Below are 16,561 nucleotides of genomic sequence, written 5' to 3' on the forward strand. Positions count from 1 at the left end.
TCTCCGCCGCGAAAACTACAGTTACCGCGTCGAACAACACGGTTTGAGAAATTCTGTCGAACGTGTCTTTAGAGAAGTACAACGACGAACCTCTTCGTTTTCAAACTGTTTCAGCCATGTCGATCCATCGACCGCGGAAACGTGGTTGCAAGCCCACACCGTCTGGTGGAATCATGCTTAAGTTAACACGACGGGACTCCGGACGAGGGGACTCCTCGTCGATCGCGTGGACGAAGCCCGCGCCGGCGCGTGGCTCACCGCGTCGACAGCGCGTGGCTCACCGCGTCGACAGCGCGTGGCTCACCGTCCCGGCGGTTCCAGTTCGCCGGCCGCGGGAAGCTCCCAGCCGTAGGTGACGGCCGCGAGCCGCGTGGCGACCGTGACGGCCGCACAGAGGGCGGCGGCGGTGCTTCCGGCGATCCCGACGGTCCCGGCCACGACGTAGGTCAGCCCGCCCAACACGGCACAGCTGGCGTAGAAGTCCTCGAAGAGGATGAACGGCGCTCGGTCGAGCAGGAGGTCGGCGAACGCGCCGCCGCCCACCGCGTTGATCGTCGCGATCGCGACGACGCCGAACGCGGAGACGCCGGCGTCCGTGGCGACGATCGCCCCCGTGGTGGCGAACGCGGCGAGCCCGATCGCGTCGGCGACGAGCGTGATCGGGTGGGTATCAGGCGCGGCGAGCACGACCCGCAACCCGATCGCCAGGGCGACGCCGAGTAACCCGAGCGCGATCTCGACCGGCGACTGGAGCGCCAGCGGCGTTCGCATCACGAGGAGGTCCCGCGTCGCCCCGCCGGCGAACGCCATCGCCAGCCCGACGATCGTGATCCCGAACAGGTCGAACTCCTCGCGGATCGCCTTCGCCGACCCGACGAGCGCGAAGGCGACGAGCCCGATCGTGTTCATCACCGCGAAGGGGTCGCCGAACAGCGTGATGAGGAGCTCCCGGCTCACTGGTTCGCCCTCCGCGGGCCGAACGGTTGAATCTGCCGTCAGCGGGTCCGGCGACCGGGACGTCCGTGCCGCCGTCGGAGCGGCGTTTCGCGGCGGCGTCGAACCGATCCACCACGGCCGGTCCGACGAGTCCGCCCCCGCGAGGCGATCAACTTCCGATCGCGTTCACGTCCACCCGCGTCGGTATCGCGTCGACATCGAGCGAACGAGCGACGTACCAGAGAAGGGCCCCGATCGCGGGGAGAACGAACACGGTCGTCGTGAACGCCGCGGAGACGAGGTCACCCTGGGAGTAGTGTGCCTCGACGACGCGCGACCAGAACAGCACCCATCCGGCGAGTCCGACGCCGGCCGAGAGCGTTCTCGCCGCCCGGACGACGTGATCCGTGGCTGTCGACACGGTACTCCGAACCGGATCGACGGCGTTTCGAAGCTCCGACATCGTCGCGAGAATGGAGGTTCGGGCCTTGTGAATGTTTGATAAATTTAAGTATATAAAATAAGAATAAGCTATTCAATAGATGATAAAAACTTGCTCGCTGTCGGGTCGAACGGACTGAGATAGTGGATTTCTCGGTCGAGAAGCCCGAAAGCGGTGTATCGGAACGGCATGAGTACCGTTCGGCGACGTCGATCCCCTACTCTCCGGCGTAGATCATCTCGATCTCGTCGGCGAACCGGTCGAGGATGTTGCGACGCTTCTTTTTCATCGTCGGCGTGAGGAGATCGTTCTCCGCGGAGAACTCCTCGGAGACCAGCCGAAACCGCTTGATCCGCTCGTAGGGCTCGAACGCCTCGTTCACCGCGTCGACCTCCGCCTGAAACCGCTCGCGGACGCGCTCGTCCCGACAGATCTCCCGTCGATCCGACGGGAGGTCGATCCCCTCGTCGTCGGCCCACGCCTCGATCGCCTCGAAGTCCGGAACGAGGAGCGCCGAGACGAACTTGCGGCCGTCGCCGAGCACGACGCACTGCTCGACGAACCGGTTCGCGGCGAAGCGGTCCTCGATCGGGCCGGGCGCGACGTTCTTGCCGGTCGAGAGCACGAGCAGCTGTTTGGCCCGCTCGCGGAAGGCGACGTAACCGTCGGGGCGAAGCTGGACGATGTCGCCGGTGTGGAACCACGGCTCCTCGGGGTCGCCGTCGCGCTCGCCCGGCGGCGTGCCAGCCACGGTCGCGTCCGCGGAGAGCGCGTCGTGTGCGGAGAACGCCTCGCGGGTCGCGTCCGGACGGTTCCAGTACCCTCCCGTCACCTGCGGGCCCCGAACGAGCAGTTCCCCCACGTCGCCGGGGACGTCCGCGACCTCCTCGCCGACGACCCGGCCGTCGATCGCGATCTCGGTGTCGACGACCGGCGGCCCGATGGTGCCCACCTTCGGCTCCTCGGGGGGATTGACGCAGATCACCGGCGACGTCTCGGTGAGCCCGTACCCCTCGAGGATCGGCAGATCCATCGCGTGATACAGCGCGCACAGCTCCGCCGACAGCGACCCGCCGCCGGAGATGAAGAAGTCGACGTTCCCGCCGAGCGCCTCCCGCACCGACGAGAAGACGAGTCGGTCGGCGAGCGCGCGCTTCACGTCGAGCAGCGGACCGGGGTCGTCGGTCGCGTGGTGTCGCCGCCCCACGTCGACGGCCCACTCGAAGATCCGCGCGGTCACCGGCGACTCCGACGCCCGATCGCGGATCGCGTCGTAGAGCTTCTCGTAGACCCGCGGGACGCTCGTCGTCGTCGTCGGCCGGACGAGCCCGAAGTCCTCCCGGAGCGTGTCCGGGCTCTCCGCGTAGCCGACCGTCGCGCCCGCCGCGAACATCATGTAGTGGCCCGCGAGCCGCTCGAAGACGTGCGCGAGCGGGAGAAACGAGAGGGTCGTCGAGCCCGCGTCGATCCCCGGTATCCCGGCGTCGCGGTCGGGCCGGTCCGCGAACCGCCGGTAGCACTGGTTCACGTTCGACCGGAAGTTCCCGTGGGTGAGCCGGACCCCCTTCGGCTTCCCGGTCGTCCCGGAGGTGTAGATGAGGCTCGCGAGGTCGTCGACGGCCGTCGAGTCGAGCCACGACTCGTACGTCTCCTCGTCGAACGCGTCCGCGCCGATCCCGTGGATCTCGCCGAGGGTGTAGACGTCGGCGGCGTCGATCTCGCCGGCGTCGTCACCGCCGCCGACCTCGTCCATCACCACGATCGCCTCCAGGTCGTGCGCGAGGTCGTCGCGGGCGTCGAGCACCTCCCCGAGGAGCGCGCGGTTCTCGACGACGACGACCGTCGCCTCGGGGTCCTCGAGCAGGTAGCGGACCTGCGAGGGCGACGAGGAGGCGTACACCGTCGTGACGACCGCGCCGGCCGCGAGCGCCGCGAAGTCGACCTGCGCCCACTCCATGCGGGTTCCGGCGTAGATCGCGAGCCGACCCCGTTCGTCGACGCCGACCTCGCGGAGCCCCGCCGCGAGGTTCCGGACGATCGACCGCATCCCCGCGTACGTGAGATCCGCGTAGCCGCCGGCGGGCGCGGGATCGAGGACGCCGGCGGCGACGAGCGACCGGTGGTACACCCCGCCCTTGTACCGCTGAGCGACGCGGTCGGCGTTGCGGGCGGCGGAGCGCTCGAACGTTCGAGGGAGGGTCTCGCGGGCGACCACCTCGTCCGCGAACCGCCGCTCGGCTTCCTGCCAACTCATACCATCGAGACTCACGGGCGTATAATAAACGATCCGGTGGTTGTTCGTTTCTTTCGCTCGGACGGACCGCGCCGAAGCCTCTCCGAGGGTTTAATTCCCGGAGCGCGCGAGGGGGTCGTGTGGACCCCGATCGGATCCCCGCGGAGTTCCCGGCGCCGAGCTTCCGCGGCGCACAGGAGCGCGCGCTCGCGGACGTCCGGGACGCCTTCGCCGCCGGCAACGACGTGGTGTTGGTGCGAGCGCCGACCGGCAGCGGCAAGTCCCTGCTCGCGCGGGCCGTGACGGGCGCGGCCCGCGAGATCGCCGACGCGGCCCCGAGCGAGCCAACCGACGCCTACTACACCACCCCGCAGGTCTCCCAGCTCGACGACGTCGCCGCGGACGACCTGCTCTCCGACCTGAAGGTGATCCGCGGGAAGTCGAACTACGACTGCGTCCTCCCCGGCGAGCACGACACGCCGGTCGACCGCGCGCCCTGCGTCCGCGAGCAGGGGTTCGACTGCTCGATCAAACACCGCTGTCCGTACTTCTCGGACCGGGCGATCGCCTCCGCCGGCCGCTTCGCCGCCATGACGCTCGCGTACTTCATGCGGACGGCTGGCTCCGAGACCTTCGGCAAACGCGACGTCGTCGTGATCGACGAGGCGCACGGGCTCGCGGAGTGGGCGGAGATGTACGCGACGATCGACCTCTCGCCCGAGCGCGTCCCCGTCTGGGACGACGTGGGCGTCCCGGACGTGGAGCGCGACGCCGGCGACGACGAGGACGCGCTCGACCGCACCGCCCGGTTCGTCGAGACGCTCCGCGGCGTCGCCAAGCGCGCGAAGGACGACCTGGTCGGGCGGCCCGAACTGAGCCGCGAGGAGGTCGCGAGACGCGACCGGCTCGGGGAGCTGATCTCCGAGCTCGGCTGGTTCCTCGAGGACTACCGCGACCCCGACTCGCCGACGACGTGGGTCGTCGACCAGCCCGACGGCGAGGGATCGGCGCTCGCTATCAAGCCGCTCGATCCCGCGCGCTACCTGAGACACACCGTCTGGGACCGCGGCGAGAAGTTCGCGCTGCTGTCGGCGACGATCCTCTCGAAGGAGGCGTTCTGTCGGGGCGTCGGGCTCGATCCCGCGAACGTGGCCCTCGTCGACGTCGAGCACACGTTCCCCCTCTCGAACCGCCCGCTGTACGACGCGACGCAGGGGTCGATGACCTACGAACGTCGCGACGAGACGGTGCCGAAGATCGCCCGACTGATCGTCCGGCTGATGGCCGAGCATCCGGACGAGAAGGGGCTTATCCACGCGCACTCCTACGACATCGCGGGGCGGCTCGTCGAGCGGTTGGGCGAGTTCGGCGTGGCCGCGCGCGTCCGGAGACACACCCGAGCGAATCGCGACGCCGAACTGGAGGCGTGGAAGGCGAGTTCGGACCCCGAGGTGTTCGTCTCCGTGAAGATGGAGGAGGCGCTCGACCTGGAGGGCGACCTCTGCCGCTGGCAGGTGGTGTGTAAAGCGCCCTACCGGAACACCAACGACTCGCGGGTCGCCCGGCGGCTGGCCGACGGCCAGTGGGCGTGGTACCATCGAACCGCGCTGCGCACCGTGATACAGGCGTGCGGCCGCGTCGTCCGCGCGCCCGACGACTACGGGGCGACGTACCTCGCGGACGACTCGCTCCTCGACCTGTTCGACCGGGCGGCGGCGGACACCCCGCCGTGGTTCCGCGACCAGATCGACGCGATGACGACTCCCGACCTCCCCGCGTTCGACCCGTCGGCCGCGCTCGCCGGGATCGACGCCGACCCGTCGGGCCCCGGTCGCGCCGGCCGCCGGCGGGGGCGGTCGCGGTCCACGTCGTCCGGGCGGTCGGCGGGAGCGGACGGTGGGGCGACGGGCGGCTCCGGGACGAGAGGGCGGTCGGGATCGACCTCGACGGCTCACGCCGACGACGGCGAACCCACGCGGACCCGGTCGGAGGCCGACGCGGAGCGGCGGAAGGACCATCCGCTCTCCGACGTCTGGGGCGACGGCTAGCGACCCGCCTGGAGGGGGATCCCTCCGGTCCCGCGCGGCGGCCGAACCGACCTACAGGAAGCTGATCCCCCAGGCGACCATGGAGCTCACCATGAGGAACGCGAAGAACAGCGCGAAGGCCTGCTGTCTGTCCATGGCCCGTCTCGACGGTAGAGCCCGATAATTCCTTCGGGTATTCCCCGACTCGGACGCCGTGTGATGAAGTTTCATTATATATCTCGCGACGGTCGCCGCGATACATTATATCATATAAGGTGTATCATGGTCCTGAATGAATTAGTAAGCTTCATAAACGTTCACGCAGGATACGTGGGTATGGCAACGAACGCGCTGTCGAGTGCGCTGACCCTGTACGGTGCGCGAACGCTGACGCTGGAGCAGGCGGCGACGCAGGCGGGCGTCAGCGAGGCCGAGTTCATCCGACAGCTGGAACGGCGCGGCATCGAGGTAACCGAGGCCGAGCGCTCGGCAGCGGCCGGGAGCGACCACACCGCCCGCGCGGACTGATCGGAGTCCCGAACCGGAACCGGTCCGACGGAGACCTCCACGCCGACCCGCGTTCATCCCCCGCTTTTCACGGCTCCCGCACTCGCGAGTAGCGCCCCGAACGCCCCGCACGTCCGTTCCACGACCGTCGCGCTCGACGGCGTCCCCGCGATTCCCGATCGTTCCCGGCACCGATCCCGACTACTCGCGCGGGACGAGGTGGACGTCCTCACCGTGTTTGAACGCCAACACCTCGTCGGCGTCGTCGTCGACGAACGCGGGGTTCGGAACCGTCCGCGCCTCGTACGTCTCCGGGTCGAGCACCTGGATCGCGCGGTCGTCCTCGACGGTCACCACGGTGGTCTCCGTCGCGTCGCTCCGCGTTCCGAGCCGGGTCGCAGCCGGCGTCTCCCCCTCGTCGAACGCCGACGCGTACTCGTCGCCGCTGGCGAGCCGAACCCCCTGGATCCGGCCGGAGACGCCGGTGACGAGCACCGGGCCGTCGCCGTCCTCGGGATCGAGGATCTCCCCTTCCGCGTAGCGAGGGAGCCGTACCGCGAACGTCACCCGGTACACCTCGTTGCCGTCGCCGTCCTCGGTGACGAGCGTCGGGTACGACTGGAAGCTCCCCCCCAGCTCCTCCGTGATCCGCGTCGCGACGTTCTGGGCGAGCCGGTTCGAGGAGAGCTTCACGTCGGGGCCGTCGTCGGTCTCGTTCACCTCCGTGATGAACGCCTCCCGGTCGCCCTTCGCCTCCTGGTCGGCGACGTACGACTCCGCGATCTCGAGCGCCTCGGCGCGCTCCGCGGCGGTCAACTCGCGGTCGTCCGCGCGGACCTGAACGACCCCGGCGTAGTAGCCGCCGGCGATCCGGCCGCATCGGTCGCAGGTGCCCCGCGACACCTTCACCGGGACCGTGACGTCCGCGGAGCGGAGCGTCCCGCGGACGACGCCCGAGAAGCGGCAGTGCATCCGGACCGTGTTCTCGTCGACCTGTTCGGGCTCGACGCCCCAGTCGACGTCCTCGGCCGCGACGTGGACGCCGAGCGCCTCGGCCACCTCCTCGACCGCGACGTCGGTGTAGTCGCGCGCGCCCACGTCCCGCCAGGACTCCCCGCGTCGGACCGCCCCGCAGCCGGAACAGACGAGCACCTCGATCCGGTCGGGCGCGTCCACGAGCTCGAAGTCCTCGAAGTAGCAGTCGTCACACAACAGCGCGTCCCGTCCCGCCGGATCGCCGGGCAAGGGGTCGCGACGCTCGGGGACGGCGTCGCCACACCGAGGACAGAACTCCCGCGACTCGCTCATGACCGCGGATACGTCGGTGAGCCGTTTAAGCGGCCCGAAGCGTCCCCCGAGGGACGCCGTGTGCGTCGAGACGCGGTCGATCCTCCGAAATCGTTTTTCGCCCGGACCGAGAAGGCACGGACATGAGCGGTAACCCCGACGACGAACGGCTCGAGGAACTGCGCGAAAAGAAGATGCAGGAGCTTCAGGACCGAGCCGGCGAGGACGGCGGCGACGCCGAGGCCCAACAGGAGGCCCAACAGCGCGCGGAGGCCCAACAGGAGGCAGTGCTCAAACAGTACCTGACCGACGGCGCGCGCCAGCGACTCAACGCGGTCGAGATGTCGAAACCGGAGTTCGCGAAGAAGGTCAAACAGCAGGTCGCCTCGCTGGCACAGAGCGGTCGCGTTCAGGGACGCATCGACGAAGAGCAGATGCGCGACCTGCTCAAGGAGCTCCAACCCGAACAGAAGAGCTTCGACATCCGGCGGCGGTAGATGGATCTCGCGCTCCTGTACAGCGGGGGAAAGGACTCCTCGCTCGCCGCCGCCCTGCTCGATCGCTTCTACGACGTTCGGTGCGTGACCGGGAGCTTCGGGCTCACCAACGACTGGGAGCACGCGGAGCGTGCGGCCGCGGAGATCGGCTTCCCGTTCGAGCGGATCGAGCTGGACCGCGCCGTCGCCGAGGAGGCGGCGGAGCGCATGATCGCCGACGGCTACCCCCGAAACGGGATCCAGCGAGTCCACGAACACGCCTTGGAGACCATCGCCGAGCGCGACGTCGACGCGATCGCCGACGGGAGCCGCCGGGACGACCGGGTGCCGACGGTCTCGCGCGCGCAGGCACAGAGCCTCGAGGACCGCCACGGCGTCGACTACATCTCGCCGCTCTCGGGGTTCGGCCGGCACGCGGTCGACCGCCTCGTGGAGGCGACCTTCGAGGTCGAACAGGGGCCGAGCGAGCAGGTCCCGAAGGCGGACTACGAGGACGAGCTGCGGGCGCTCATCGCCGAGGAGCACGGCGAGGAGACCGTCACCGACGTGTTCCCGGACCACGACCAGACGTACGTCCGCGGACGGAACGACTGAGCGGGACGATCGATCGGCCGAGGGGCCGACTCGTCGCGGACGAAACGAGCCGGAACGGCTTTCGGTCCGGGGCGGTTACGTGGGAACATGGCATCAGACCGCGTCGTCGACCTGCTCCGGAAGGCGTACGCCGACGAGATCGAGACCGTGATGAACTACCAGACGAACGCGATCGTCCTCGACGGCGTGCGCGCCGAGGAGATCAAAGAGAGCCTCCAGGCGGACATCCAGGAGGAGCTCGGCCACGCCGAGCAGCTCGGCCAGCGGCTCAAACAGCTCGACGCGCGACCGCCGGGCTCCGCGGAGTTCACCGCCCGGCAGGACTCGCTTCAGCCGCCCGAGGACTCGACGGACGTGCTCGCCGTCATCGAGGGCGTGCTCGACGCCGAGGAGGACGCGATCGCGACCTACCGGGACCTGATCGACGCCGCGGAGGCGGCGAACGACCCCGTGACCGAGGACCTCGCCGTGACGATCCTCTCCGACGAGGAGGCCCACCGAACCGAGTTCCGCGGATTCCAGAAGGAGTACCCGACGGAGTAGGTTCGGGTCCGAAAGGATGGTTTCAAGCGGGCGCTCGCCGAAGCCGCGTCCATGTACGAGGGACTCAAAGGCTTTCGCGACTTCTATCCCGGCGAGCAGTCGGCCCGCCGGGAGGTGACCGACGCGATCGAGGGGGCGGCCGCGCGGTACGGCTTCCGCGAGGTCGCGACGCCCGCCCTGGAGCGGACGGAGATGTACGTCGACAAGTCGGGAGCGGAGATAGTCGAGGAGCTGTACGCCTTCGAGGACAGGGGCGGCCGCGAGGTGTCTCTCACGCCCGAGCTCACGCCGACGGTCGCCCGGATGGTCGTCGCGAAGGGCCAGGAGCTCTCGAAGCCGATCAAGTGGATGTCGACCCGGCCGTTCTGGCGCTACGAGCAGGTCCAACAGGGGCGGTTCCGCGAGTTCTACCAGACCAACATCGACGTCTTCGGCTCCTCCGCGCCCGAGGCCGACGCCGAGGTGCTCGCGGTCGCCGCGGACGCCCTGACCGACCTGGGACTCACCGGCGACGACTTCGAGTTCCGCGTCTCCCACCGCGACGTGCTCGGCGGGCTCGTGCGGGCGCTCGCGGCCGACCCCGAGAGCGTCGACGTCGAGGCCGCGATCCGCGCGGTCGACAAGCGCGCGAAGGTGGACGACGGCGAGTACCTCGGTCTCCTCTCCGACGCCGGGCTCGACCGCGCGACCGCCCGCGAGTTCGACGACCTGATCACGGGCATCGACGACCCCGCGGACCTCGATGCGGTCGCCGAGGCGGGCGGCGAGGACGTCGCGGCCGCCGTCTCGAACCTCCGGAGCGTGCTCGCCGCCGCCGACGACTTCGGCGCTGGCGAGTTCTGTGAGATCTCGCTCACGACCGCACGCGGACTCGACTACTACACCGGCGTCGTCTTCGAGTGTTTCGACTCCACCGGCGAGGTCTCCCGCTCCGTCTTCGGCGGCGGTCGCTACGACGACCTGATCGAGAGCTTCGGCGGCCAACCCACGCCCGCCGTCGGGGTCGCGCCCGGCCACGCGACGCTCAAGCTGCTGTGTCAGCGCGCCGGCGTCTGGCCCGACGAGGAGCTCTCGACGGACTACTACGTTCTCTCGGTCGGGGACACCCGCGCGACGGCCGCCCGGATCGCCCGCGACCTCCGGGCGCTCGGCGACGACGTGGTGGTCGAAGGCGACGTCTCCGACCGCTCGTTCGGCGCGCAGCTCGGCTACGCCGACTCGATCAACGCAGAGACGGTGGTCGTCGTCGGCGAGCGCGACCTCGCGAACGGCGAGGTGACGGTGAAGGACATGGAAAGCGGCGACGAGACGACCGCCCCGGTCGACGAGTTCCCGCCCGACTCCGGCCGGCCGACCTACGAGGACTACGAGTAGCGGACTCTCAGTCACCGGATCACAGCACGTTTCCGCACTCCCGACAGCGATCCGCGGTCGGGAGGTTCCGCGCGTCGCAGGCCGGACATCGGCGGACGCCCGACTCCGAGACCGTCGCGGTCGCGAGCACGTCCGCGGCCGACGGGCGGCGCGCCTCCTCGAAGACCCCGCGGTCGGCCAGCCGCTCGACGAGCGCGTCGTCCCGGAGCCACGACAGGAACCGCCAGAAGCCGAGAAACAGCAGCGTGGGGGCGACGATCAACGCCCCGGCGACGACCAGTCGAAACGCGATCTCGACCGCCGGGAGGTCGGCCATGTGACGCCTTGGGAGTCGATCAGCAAGGGCGTTTCGCGGGCCCAGTTCGAACCGATCGTCGTCGCGGTTCGGCCGCGATCCCGACCCGGCCGTTATCGTGGATCGTCGCGGGCGGCCGCGACCGCCTCCGGGACCTCGGCGAGCGTCCCGACGGTCGCGGTCGGCTCGGTGCCGATCCGCTCGAAGGGGTCGTTCGCCCGGTTCACCCAGACCGTCTCCATGCCCGCGCTCCCCGCGCCCGCGACGTCCCAAGCGTTCCCGGAGACGAGCCAGCAGTCGCCGATCGGTTCGCCCAACTCGGCGGCCGCGGTCTCGTACACCGCTGGGGCGGGTTTGAACGTCCCGGCGGCGTCGGCGCTGAGGAGCGCGTCGAGCGCGCCGTCGATCCCCGCGTTCCCCGCCAGCGTCGACAGCATCTCCGGGTTCCCGTTCGAGAGCACGGTGACGGCGTGCCCGTCGGCCGAGAGGGACTCGAGCGTCTCGGTCGCGCCGGGAAACGGCTCCAGCTCCTCGTAGGAGCCGAGGACCCGCTCTCTCGTCCCCGCGTCGGGCGCGAGGTCGTACCGGTCGAGCGCGAAGTCGAGCGCGTCCCGCGTCACCGACCAGAACGGACGGTACGACTCCATCAGCGCGAGCTGGTAGCTGTACCGGAGCTGTCTGGAGCGCCAGGTCGACTCCACCGCGTCGACGAGCGCGTCGGCGACGTCGAGTTCACGGCGGAGCGCCCGCGTCACGCTCGCCGTGTCACAGAGCGTCCCGTACATGTCGAAACAGATCGCGGCCATGGGACGGACCTCGGCGTCGGCCGGAAAGAAACCGGGGGATACCCACGATCCGCGCCGGGTGACGGTGACGGCGGCGGAGACGAGGGACGGAACGGCCGGGTCACGCCCGACGGATCCGGTCCGACAGCGTCGCCGTCGCGGACGCGTCGAACCGCATCGGCCGCCGCCACCACGGTCCCTTCCCGGAGTCGCTCGACAGGTCCGTGACGAGGTCGTTCGCGTCCGCGCCGGCTTCGGGCGTGCTCAGCGGGACCACGCGGTCGAAGAGCCCGGAGTCGGCCGGGTCGCCGGCGACGACGACGCGCGCGTCGAAGGGGTCGCGTTTCAGGTGGGCGTTCGTCGGGACGGCCTCGGCGGCCGCGGCGCGGGACGGACCGTCGGAACCGGAGCCGCCGAGGACCCGGTCGACGCGAATACCCGCGAACAGATACGCCCCCCAGTCGGGCGCGAGGTCGTCGTCGGGCGCGGCGGACGCGACGTCGCCGACCGCGTCGTCGCCGCCACGGTCCGCCCCCGGACCGGGCCAGTCGACGGGCCGGAGTGAGAGCGTGGCGTAGAACAGCAGCCAGTCGCCCGGCTCGAGGTCGGCGATCGGCGCGGCCTTGATCGCGTAGGGGTCGCCGTAGGTCGCGCGGTCGCGGCCGTGGACGCCGGGGAACTCCGGGTCCATGTGGGCCGGGCGGTCGCGGAGCGACGCGGGGAGCGAAAACGGGAGGTCGAGGTCGGCGTACGTCGGGAGCGGCTCGTCGACCGGGAACCGGTCGCGCGGGAGCGTCGCCGACGACTCGGGGATCGGGACGTACGCGAACGAGCCGTCGGGGTACACCGGCCCGCGGAAGCCGGGCTCGTTGGTGTTGGCGGCGACGTTGACGGCGACGGCGCGGGGCATGGACGAACGGACGGAACCGAGGTTCGGTCCGGTCACTCCGGCGCGTTCGGCCTGCCCGTCGCCCCCGGCGGCCGGAGGTCACGACCGAACTCGTCGAAGCGGTCGAGGTCCTCGGGCAGGTCGTACTCGATCTCGCGCTCGTCGCTCCGGTCGGGGAGGCGGCCGTCATCGAGCTCCTCGGCCTCGTCCTCCCAGCCGGGCTTCACGCGGATGCTTCGCGCGGGCGTCCCGACGGCGACGTGGTGGTCCGGGACGTCGCCCTGGACGACCGCGCGAGCGCCGACGACGCTGTTCTCGCCGATCCGACAGCCGGCCCGCACCATGGCGTCGTAGGTGACCCTGGCGTCGTCACCGACGATCGTGTGGAAGTTACGGACCTCGGTCTGGTCGACGAGGTCGTGGTCGTGGCTGTAGACGTGGACGCCGTCGGAGATCGACGCGCGGTCGCCTATCGTCAGCTTCCCGCGGTCGTCGAGGTGAACGTCGTCGTGGATCACGACGTTGTCGCCGATCTCGATGTTGTGCCCGTAGGTGAAGGAGATCCCCTTGAAGAAGCGACAGCCGTCGCCGCACTCGGCGAAGAGGTGTTTGCCGAGCATCCGGCGGAACCGCAGGGCGAACTCGACGTTGTCGGCCATCGGCGTGGCGTCGAACTGTCGCCAGAGCCACTGGAGGTGTTTCGAGCGCCGGAACCGCTCCTCGTCCTTCTCGGCGTAGTACTCGGACTCGAGGGTGGCGTTACACGGGTCGTACCCCTGAAGCCGGACGTGTTCGGCCTTCGACACGTCCTCGCCCGCCTGCCAGGCCTCCCAGCGCTCGCGGTCGCCGTGGAGGTCGATCAGCGTGTCCCGAACGACGTCGCAGGTGTCCTCCGCCGAGGAGAGCCTGTCGTCGACCTCGTCGATGAACCCCTGGACCGACGCCTCCGCGTCGTCCGGTAGGGACACGTGTCGTTTTGTCATCGGCTTGGTTTCGGCGGGGATCCTCAAATGGGTTCGGTTGTGTGACGCACGCGCCACGGCGCGGTCGCATCTGGCCCCGCTCGAAGTGTCGATTCCTCCGGTGCGTCGGCCGATCCCAGGTTCCGGGGACGACCGGGCCCGATAAGTGTCCCCGCACCCAACGACATCTCATGCAGCACCGAGAACTCGGGACCTCCGGCGTCGAGGTGTCGGAGATCGGCTTCGGCGCGTGGGTCGTCGGAACGGACTGGTGGGGCGACCGGTCGGACGACCAGGCGGTGTCGATGGTCCGAGACGCCCTGGACGCGGGCGTCACGTACGTCGACACCGGCGACGTGTACGGTCACGGCGACAGCGAGCGGATCGTCGGAGAGGCGATCGCGGACCGCCGCGATCAGGTCACGCTGGCGACGAAGGTCGGCTACGACTTCTACGACAACCCGCAGGCGGGCCACGGCGAGCTGCCGAAGGAGCTCGACGAGACGTACCTCCGGGAGGCGCTCGAGTCCTCGCTCGACCGCCTCGACACCGACTACGTCGACCTGCTCCAGCTCCACAACGCGAACGTCGGCGAGGTCACGCCCGAGGTTCGAGACCTCCTCCGCGAGTGGAAGTCGGAGGGGCGCGTCCGGGCGCTCGGCTGGGCGCTCGGCCCCTCGATCGGCTGGCTGGCCGAGGGCGACGCCGCCGTCGAGTACGACGAGTTCGACGCGGTCCAGACCGTCTTCAACCTCTTCGAGCAGGAGCCCGGCCGCCACTTCATCGACACGATCCGCGAGACGGGCTCCGACACCTCCGTCATCGCGCGCGTCCCCCACTCCTCGGGACTTCTCAACGAGCAAGTGACGCCCGACACCGTGTTGGAGGAGGGCGACCACCGCTCGCACCGCCCCAAGGAGTGGTACGAGACCGGCTGGGAGAAGGTCGAGGCGATCCGTTTCCTCGAGGACCCCGAGGGCGTCGAGGGAACCCGAACCCTGAGTCAGGCGTCGATCCGCTGGCTGCTCGCACACGACGAGGTCGCCTCGGTGACGCCGACGTTCCGCGACGGCGACGACATCGCCGAGTGGAGCGCCGCGAGCGGGGTTCCCCCGATCTCCGACGCCGAGTACGACCGGCTCGAGGAACTGTACGCGCGGAACTTCGGTATCGACCGCGACGACGGGATGGACGCGCTCCGGACCTCCGTCGACGGCGAGGACATCGCGGCCGCGGGTCTCGACAAGCGCGCCGCCTCGTACTGATCGCGGGTGGGTCCGGTCGATCAGGCGATGCGGTCCAGCCGGAAGCGCTCGATCGGGAGGTCGGTCTCCCGCTCGGTGGCCAGATCCGCGAGGACCTCCCCGACCACGCTCGCGTACTTGAACCCGATCCCCGAGAAGCCCGCGCCGACCGAGACGTGCGGGTACTCGGGATGGGTGCCCAGATAGAAGTCGCCGTCCAGCGACCGGGTCACGATACAGGAGGTGAGCCGCATCGTCGGACCGGTCGCCTCCGGGAAGAGCCGCTCCGGGATCATCCGCAGCAGTTCCTCGTCCTGGAGGGTGGGCTCGTCCCGCCAGTCGTCCGGATCGATCGTCTCCGTGCGTTCGGGCGCTCGCCCGAACTTGAACCCCGGCTGCTCGTGGACGGGGAACCCGTAGCTGTTCCCCTCCGGGGAGTCGAGGGTGAACACGGGGAAGTTCTCCGGCCGGAACGTCGAGGGGTCCTCCGGCTGGAGCCAGGCCATCACGCGCCGCTGCGGCTTGAGCGCGTTCTCGAGGGGTCGAACGTGCTTGCTCGCCCACGCGCCGGCCGTCACGACGAGGTTCTCGGCCTCGTACCGGTTCCGATCGGTCTCCACGACCACCCCCGACTCCGTCGGCCGCCAGTCGAGCACCCGCTCGCGGGCCCGGACGGTCGCCCCCAGCGACTGGGCCCGCGCCACGTACGTCGTGATGGCGCGTTCACAGGCGATGAATCCGCCGTCGGGCTGGTGGACGACGCGGTACTCCTCGGGGAGCTCGTAGCCAGGATATCGCTCGTTGACCTCCGCTCCCGTGAGGACGTCGTGCGGGAGGTCGTACTCCGCACAGCACTCCACGGCGTGCTCGAACGACGCCGACCCCGGCTCCCCACCGAAGACCGACCCCGTCTCCGTGAAGAGGTCGCGGCCGGCGTCGTCCTCGAGCCCGCGCCACAGCTCGCCCGCGCGCCGCGCGAGCGGGACGTAGTCCGGGTGTTTCTGGGTGAGGCTGTATTGTCGCGTCTCGCCGTGAGACGACCCGCGCGCGTGGGGAACGTCGTAGCGCTCGATCCCCAGGACGTCGACCCCTCGCTCGGCGAGGTGACACACCGCGGCGCTGCCCATCCCGCCGACGCCGATCACGACGGCGTCGAACTCGGTTCGTCGAGACATGTCGAGTCGACCCGGCTCACGCCCCCAGCTCGTCCGCCAACTCGTGGAACGTCTCGATCTCGAGGTGCGGATCGCGGAGGATGTCCTCCCACTCGGTCCCGGCGCGGTTCATCCAGGCGCCCTGCATCCCGGTGTATAACGCGCCCTGAACGTCGTACCAGGAGGCGGTGACGTGGACGATCCGGGAGACGGCGGTCCCCGCCCTGTGTGCGGCGTGGCGGTAGAGCTCCCGACCGGGCTTACAGACGCCGGCGTCGGCCGCGCTGACGGTGTCGGTGAGGAGGTTGTCGACGTCGGCGTGGACGACCAGCTCGTCCAGCATCTCCGGGTCGCCGTTCGAGAGCATGTAGATCTCGTAGCCGTCGTCGATCAGCCGTTCGAGCCCCTCCCGGACGTCGTCGTACACGTCGAGGTCGTCCACGGTGTCGAGGATCTCCTCGCGTTCGGACGCCGACACCTCGACGCCCGCCGTCTGGAGGGCGTACTCCAGCGACACCCGGTACCGGTCCCGCGTGGGTTTGAAGTCGTCCAACAGGGCGGACGTGATCCCGTAGAGGCTGCCGCGGAGGTCCCAGATGCGCGCGACGGCCTCCGGGTTCTCCGTGTGTTCTTCGAGCGCCCTCCGCGTGGAGAGCTCGTCGACGAGGGTGCTGTAGGAGTCGACCAACACCGTGTCGACCCGATCGGGTTCGAAGGTCATCGTGAATACTGGCGTATCGTATCAACCAATAAACGTACTGGTGGACTGACCGAACGATCGTCGACGTTCGG

The 16,561-nt window shown here is 69.7% G+C and carries 17 protein-coding genes and 1 pseudogene; 8 read left to right on the forward strand and 10 right to left on the reverse strand.

All coding sequences use genetic code 11. From position 1 onward, the window contains the following. Window positions 1-181 (forward strand): annotated as a pseudogene (locus NO889_RS15350) (IS6 family transposase); the annotation flags it as partial. A 119-nt stretch (window positions 182-300) separates the two neighbouring features. On the opposite strand, the gene NO889_RS15355 reads toward NO889_RS15350, so the two are convergent. The 3 genes from NO889_RS15355 to NO889_RS15365 form a co-directional block, all read right to left on the reverse strand. Then, entirely contained in the window at window positions 301-909 is a 609-nt protein-coding gene (locus tag NO889_RS15355; RefSeq protein WP_303653182.1) for a trimeric intracellular cation channel family protein, read from the reverse strand. Window positions 910-1,105: 196 nt separating this feature from the next. Beyond that, window positions 1,106-1,399 carry a hypothetical protein gene (locus tag NO889_RS15360; protein WP_256413108.1) on the reverse strand — a complete coding sequence of 98 codons (294 nt, stop codon included), beginning with the start codon at window positions 1,397-1,399 and terminating at the stop codon, window positions 1,106-1,108. Between the two features lie 196 nt (window positions 1,400-1,595). Next, on the reverse strand, window positions 1,596-3,632 hold the full coding sequence (locus NO889_RS15365; RefSeq protein WP_256413109.1) for an AMP-dependent synthetase/ligase: 2,037 nt from the start codon (window positions 3,630-3,632) through the stop codon (window positions 1,596-1,598). A 119-nt stretch (window positions 3,633-3,751) separates the two neighbouring features. Between NO889_RS15365 and NO889_RS15370 the strand changes: the two genes are divergently transcribed. Both NO889_RS15370 and NO889_RS15375 read left to right on the forward strand, forming a co-directional pair. After that, window positions 3,752-5,659 (forward strand): helicase C-terminal domain-containing protein, encoded by a 1,908-nt coding sequence (locus tag NO889_RS15370; RefSeq protein ID WP_256413110.1) that lies wholly within the window; start codon window positions 3,752-3,754, stop codon window positions 5,657-5,659. Between the two features lie 315 nt (window positions 5,660-5,974). Next, window positions 5,975-6,166 carry a DUF7317 family protein gene (locus NO889_RS15375; protein WP_256413111.1) on the forward strand — a complete coding sequence of 64 codons (192 nt, stop codon included), beginning with the start codon at window positions 5,975-5,977 and terminating at the stop codon, window positions 6,164-6,166. A 180-nt stretch (window positions 6,167-6,346) separates the two neighbouring features. Here the strand turns inward: NO889_RS15375 and NO889_RS15380 are convergent, their stop codons facing one another. After that, window positions 6,347-7,453, reverse strand: a complete 1,107-nt coding sequence (locus tag NO889_RS15380) for a 60S ribosomal export protein NMD3 (protein WP_256413112.1) — start codon at window positions 7,451-7,453, stop codon at window positions 6,347-6,349. Window positions 7,454-7,575: 122 nt separating this feature from the next. Here NO889_RS15380 and NO889_RS15385 point away from each other — a divergent pair, with 122 nt between their 5' ends. From NO889_RS15385 to hisS, 4 genes are all read left to right on the forward strand, one after another. Further along, window positions 7,576-7,929: a DNA-binding protein gene (locus tag NO889_RS15385; RefSeq protein WP_256413113.1), complete on the forward strand. Its 354-nt coding sequence runs from the start codon at window positions 7,576-7,578 to the stop codon at window positions 7,927-7,929. Continuing rightward, window positions 7,930-8,523 carry a DUF7411 family protein gene (locus NO889_RS15390; protein ID WP_256413114.1) on the forward strand — a complete coding sequence of 198 codons (594 nt, stop codon included), beginning with the start codon at window positions 7,930-7,932 and terminating at the stop codon, window positions 8,521-8,523. 87 nt (window positions 8,524-8,610) lie between these two features. Further along, window positions 8,611-9,066 (forward strand): ferritin-like domain-containing protein, encoded by a 456-nt coding sequence (locus NO889_RS15395; protein WP_256413115.1) that lies wholly within the window; start codon window positions 8,611-8,613, stop codon window positions 9,064-9,066. Between the two features lie 51 nt (window positions 9,067-9,117). After that, on the forward strand, window positions 9,118-10,440 hold the full coding sequence (hisS, locus tag NO889_RS15400) for a histidine--tRNA ligase (protein ID WP_256413116.1): 1,323 nt from the start codon (window positions 9,118-9,120) through the stop codon (window positions 10,438-10,440). 19 nt (window positions 10,441-10,459) lie between these two features. On the opposite strand, the gene NO889_RS15405 is transcribed toward hisS, so the two are convergent. From NO889_RS15405 to NO889_RS15420, 4 genes are all read right to left on the reverse strand, one after another. Next, a complete protein-coding gene (locus NO889_RS15405) occupies window positions 10,460-10,756 on the reverse strand; it encodes a hypothetical protein (protein WP_256413117.1) in 297 nt (98 codons plus the stop codon). A gap of 92 nt (window positions 10,757-10,848) precedes the next feature. After that, window positions 10,849-11,541 (reverse strand): haloacid dehalogenase type II, encoded by a 693-nt coding sequence (locus NO889_RS15410; protein WP_256413118.1) that lies wholly within the window; start codon window positions 11,539-11,541, stop codon window positions 10,849-10,851. Window positions 11,542-11,641: 100 nt separating this feature from the next. Next, window positions 11,642-12,430 (reverse strand): Nmad3 family putative nucleotide modification protein, encoded by a 789-nt coding sequence (locus NO889_RS15415; protein WP_256413119.1) that lies wholly within the window; start codon window positions 12,428-12,430, stop codon window positions 11,642-11,644. 32 nt (window positions 12,431-12,462) lie between these two features. Continuing rightward, window positions 12,463-13,392 (reverse strand): acyltransferase, encoded by a 930-nt coding sequence (locus NO889_RS15420; protein WP_256413120.1) that lies wholly within the window; start codon window positions 13,390-13,392, stop codon window positions 12,463-12,465. Window positions 13,393-13,562: 170 nt separating this feature from the next. On the opposite strand from NO889_RS15420, the gene NO889_RS15425 reads away from it, so the two are divergent. Next, entirely contained in the window at window positions 13,563-14,636 is a 1,074-nt protein-coding gene (locus NO889_RS15425; RefSeq protein WP_256413121.1) for an aldo/keto reductase, read from the forward strand. A 20-nt stretch (window positions 14,637-14,656) separates the two neighbouring features. On the opposite strand, the gene solA is transcribed toward NO889_RS15425, so the two are convergent. Both solA and NO889_RS15435 read right to left on the reverse strand, forming a co-directional pair. Further along, window positions 14,657-15,790 (reverse strand): N-methyl-L-tryptophan oxidase, encoded by a 1,134-nt coding sequence (gene solA, locus NO889_RS15430; protein WP_256413122.1) that lies wholly within the window; start codon window positions 15,788-15,790, stop codon window positions 14,657-14,659. A 16-nt stretch (window positions 15,791-15,806) separates the two neighbouring features. Further along, window positions 15,807-16,490, reverse strand: a complete 684-nt coding sequence (locus tag NO889_RS15435; protein ID WP_256413123.1) for an HAD-IA family hydrolase — start codon at window positions 16,488-16,490, stop codon at window positions 15,807-15,809. Window positions 16,491-16,561: the final 71 nt, after the last annotated feature.

The organism is Halorubrum rubrum, assembly GCF_024494685.1.
Lineage (GTDB): Archaea > Halobacteriota > Halobacteria > Halobacteriales > Haloferacaceae > Halorubrum > Halorubrum rubrum.

Excerpts from the sequence above, each read along its gene's own strand:
- NO889_RS15395 (WP_256413115.1), top strand. The coding sequence starts at position 8,611 with ATGGCATCAGACCGCGTCGTCGACCTGCTCCGGAAGGCGTACGCCGAC.
- hisS (WP_256413116.1), top strand. The coding sequence starts at position 9,118 with ATGTACGAGGGACTCAAAGGCTTTCGCGACTTCTATCCCGGCGAGCAG.
- NO889_RS15390 (WP_256413114.1), top strand. The coding sequence starts at position 7,930 with ATGGATCTCGCGCTCCTGTACAGCGGGGGAAAGGACTCCTCGCTCGCC.
- NO889_RS15425 (WP_256413121.1), top strand. The coding sequence starts at position 13,563 with ATGCAGCACCGAGAACTCGGGACCTCCGGCGTCGAGGTGTCGGAGATC.
- NO889_RS15410 (WP_256413118.1), bottom strand. The coding sequence starts at position 11,541 with ATGGCCGCGATCTGTTTCGACATGTACGGGACGCTCTGTGACACGGCG.
- NO889_RS15420 (WP_256413120.1), bottom strand. The coding sequence starts at position 13,392 with ATGACAAAACGACACGTGTCCCTACCGGACGACGCGGAGGCGTCGGTC.
- NO889_RS15365 (WP_256413109.1), bottom strand. The coding sequence starts at position 3,632 with ATGAGTTGGCAGGAAGCCGAGCGGCGGTTCGCGGACGAGGTGGTCGCC.
- NO889_RS15385 (WP_256413113.1), top strand. The coding sequence starts at position 7,576 with ATGAGCGGTAACCCCGACGACGAACGGCTCGAGGAACTGCGCGAAAAG.
- NO889_RS15415 (WP_256413119.1), bottom strand. The coding sequence starts at position 12,430 with ATGCCCCGCGCCGTCGCCGTCAACGTCGCCGCCAACACCAACGAGCCC.
- NO889_RS15375 (WP_256413111.1), top strand. The coding sequence starts at position 5,975 with ATGGCAACGAACGCGCTGTCGAGTGCGCTGACCCTGTACGGTGCGCGA.
- NO889_RS15360 (WP_256413108.1), bottom strand. The coding sequence starts at position 1,399 with ATGTCGGAGCTTCGAAACGCCGTCGATCCGGTTCGGAGTACCGTGTCG.
- NO889_RS15405 (WP_256413117.1), bottom strand. The coding sequence starts at position 10,756 with ATGGCCGACCTCCCGGCGGTCGAGATCGCGTTTCGACTGGTCGTCGCC.
- NO889_RS15380 (WP_256413112.1), bottom strand. The coding sequence starts at position 7,453 with ATGAGCGAGTCGCGGGAGTTCTGTCCTCGGTGTGGCGACGCCGTCCCC.
- NO889_RS15435 (WP_256413123.1), bottom strand. The coding sequence starts at position 16,490 with ATGACCTTCGAACCCGATCGGGTCGACACGGTGTTGGTCGACTCCTAC.
- solA (WP_256413122.1), bottom strand. The coding sequence starts at position 15,790 with ATGTCTCGACGAACCGAGTTCGACGCCGTCGTGATCGGCGTCGGCGGG.
- NO889_RS15355 (WP_303653182.1), bottom strand. The coding sequence starts at position 909 with ATGAACACGATCGGGCTCGTCGCCTTCGCGCTCGTCGGGTCGGCGAAG.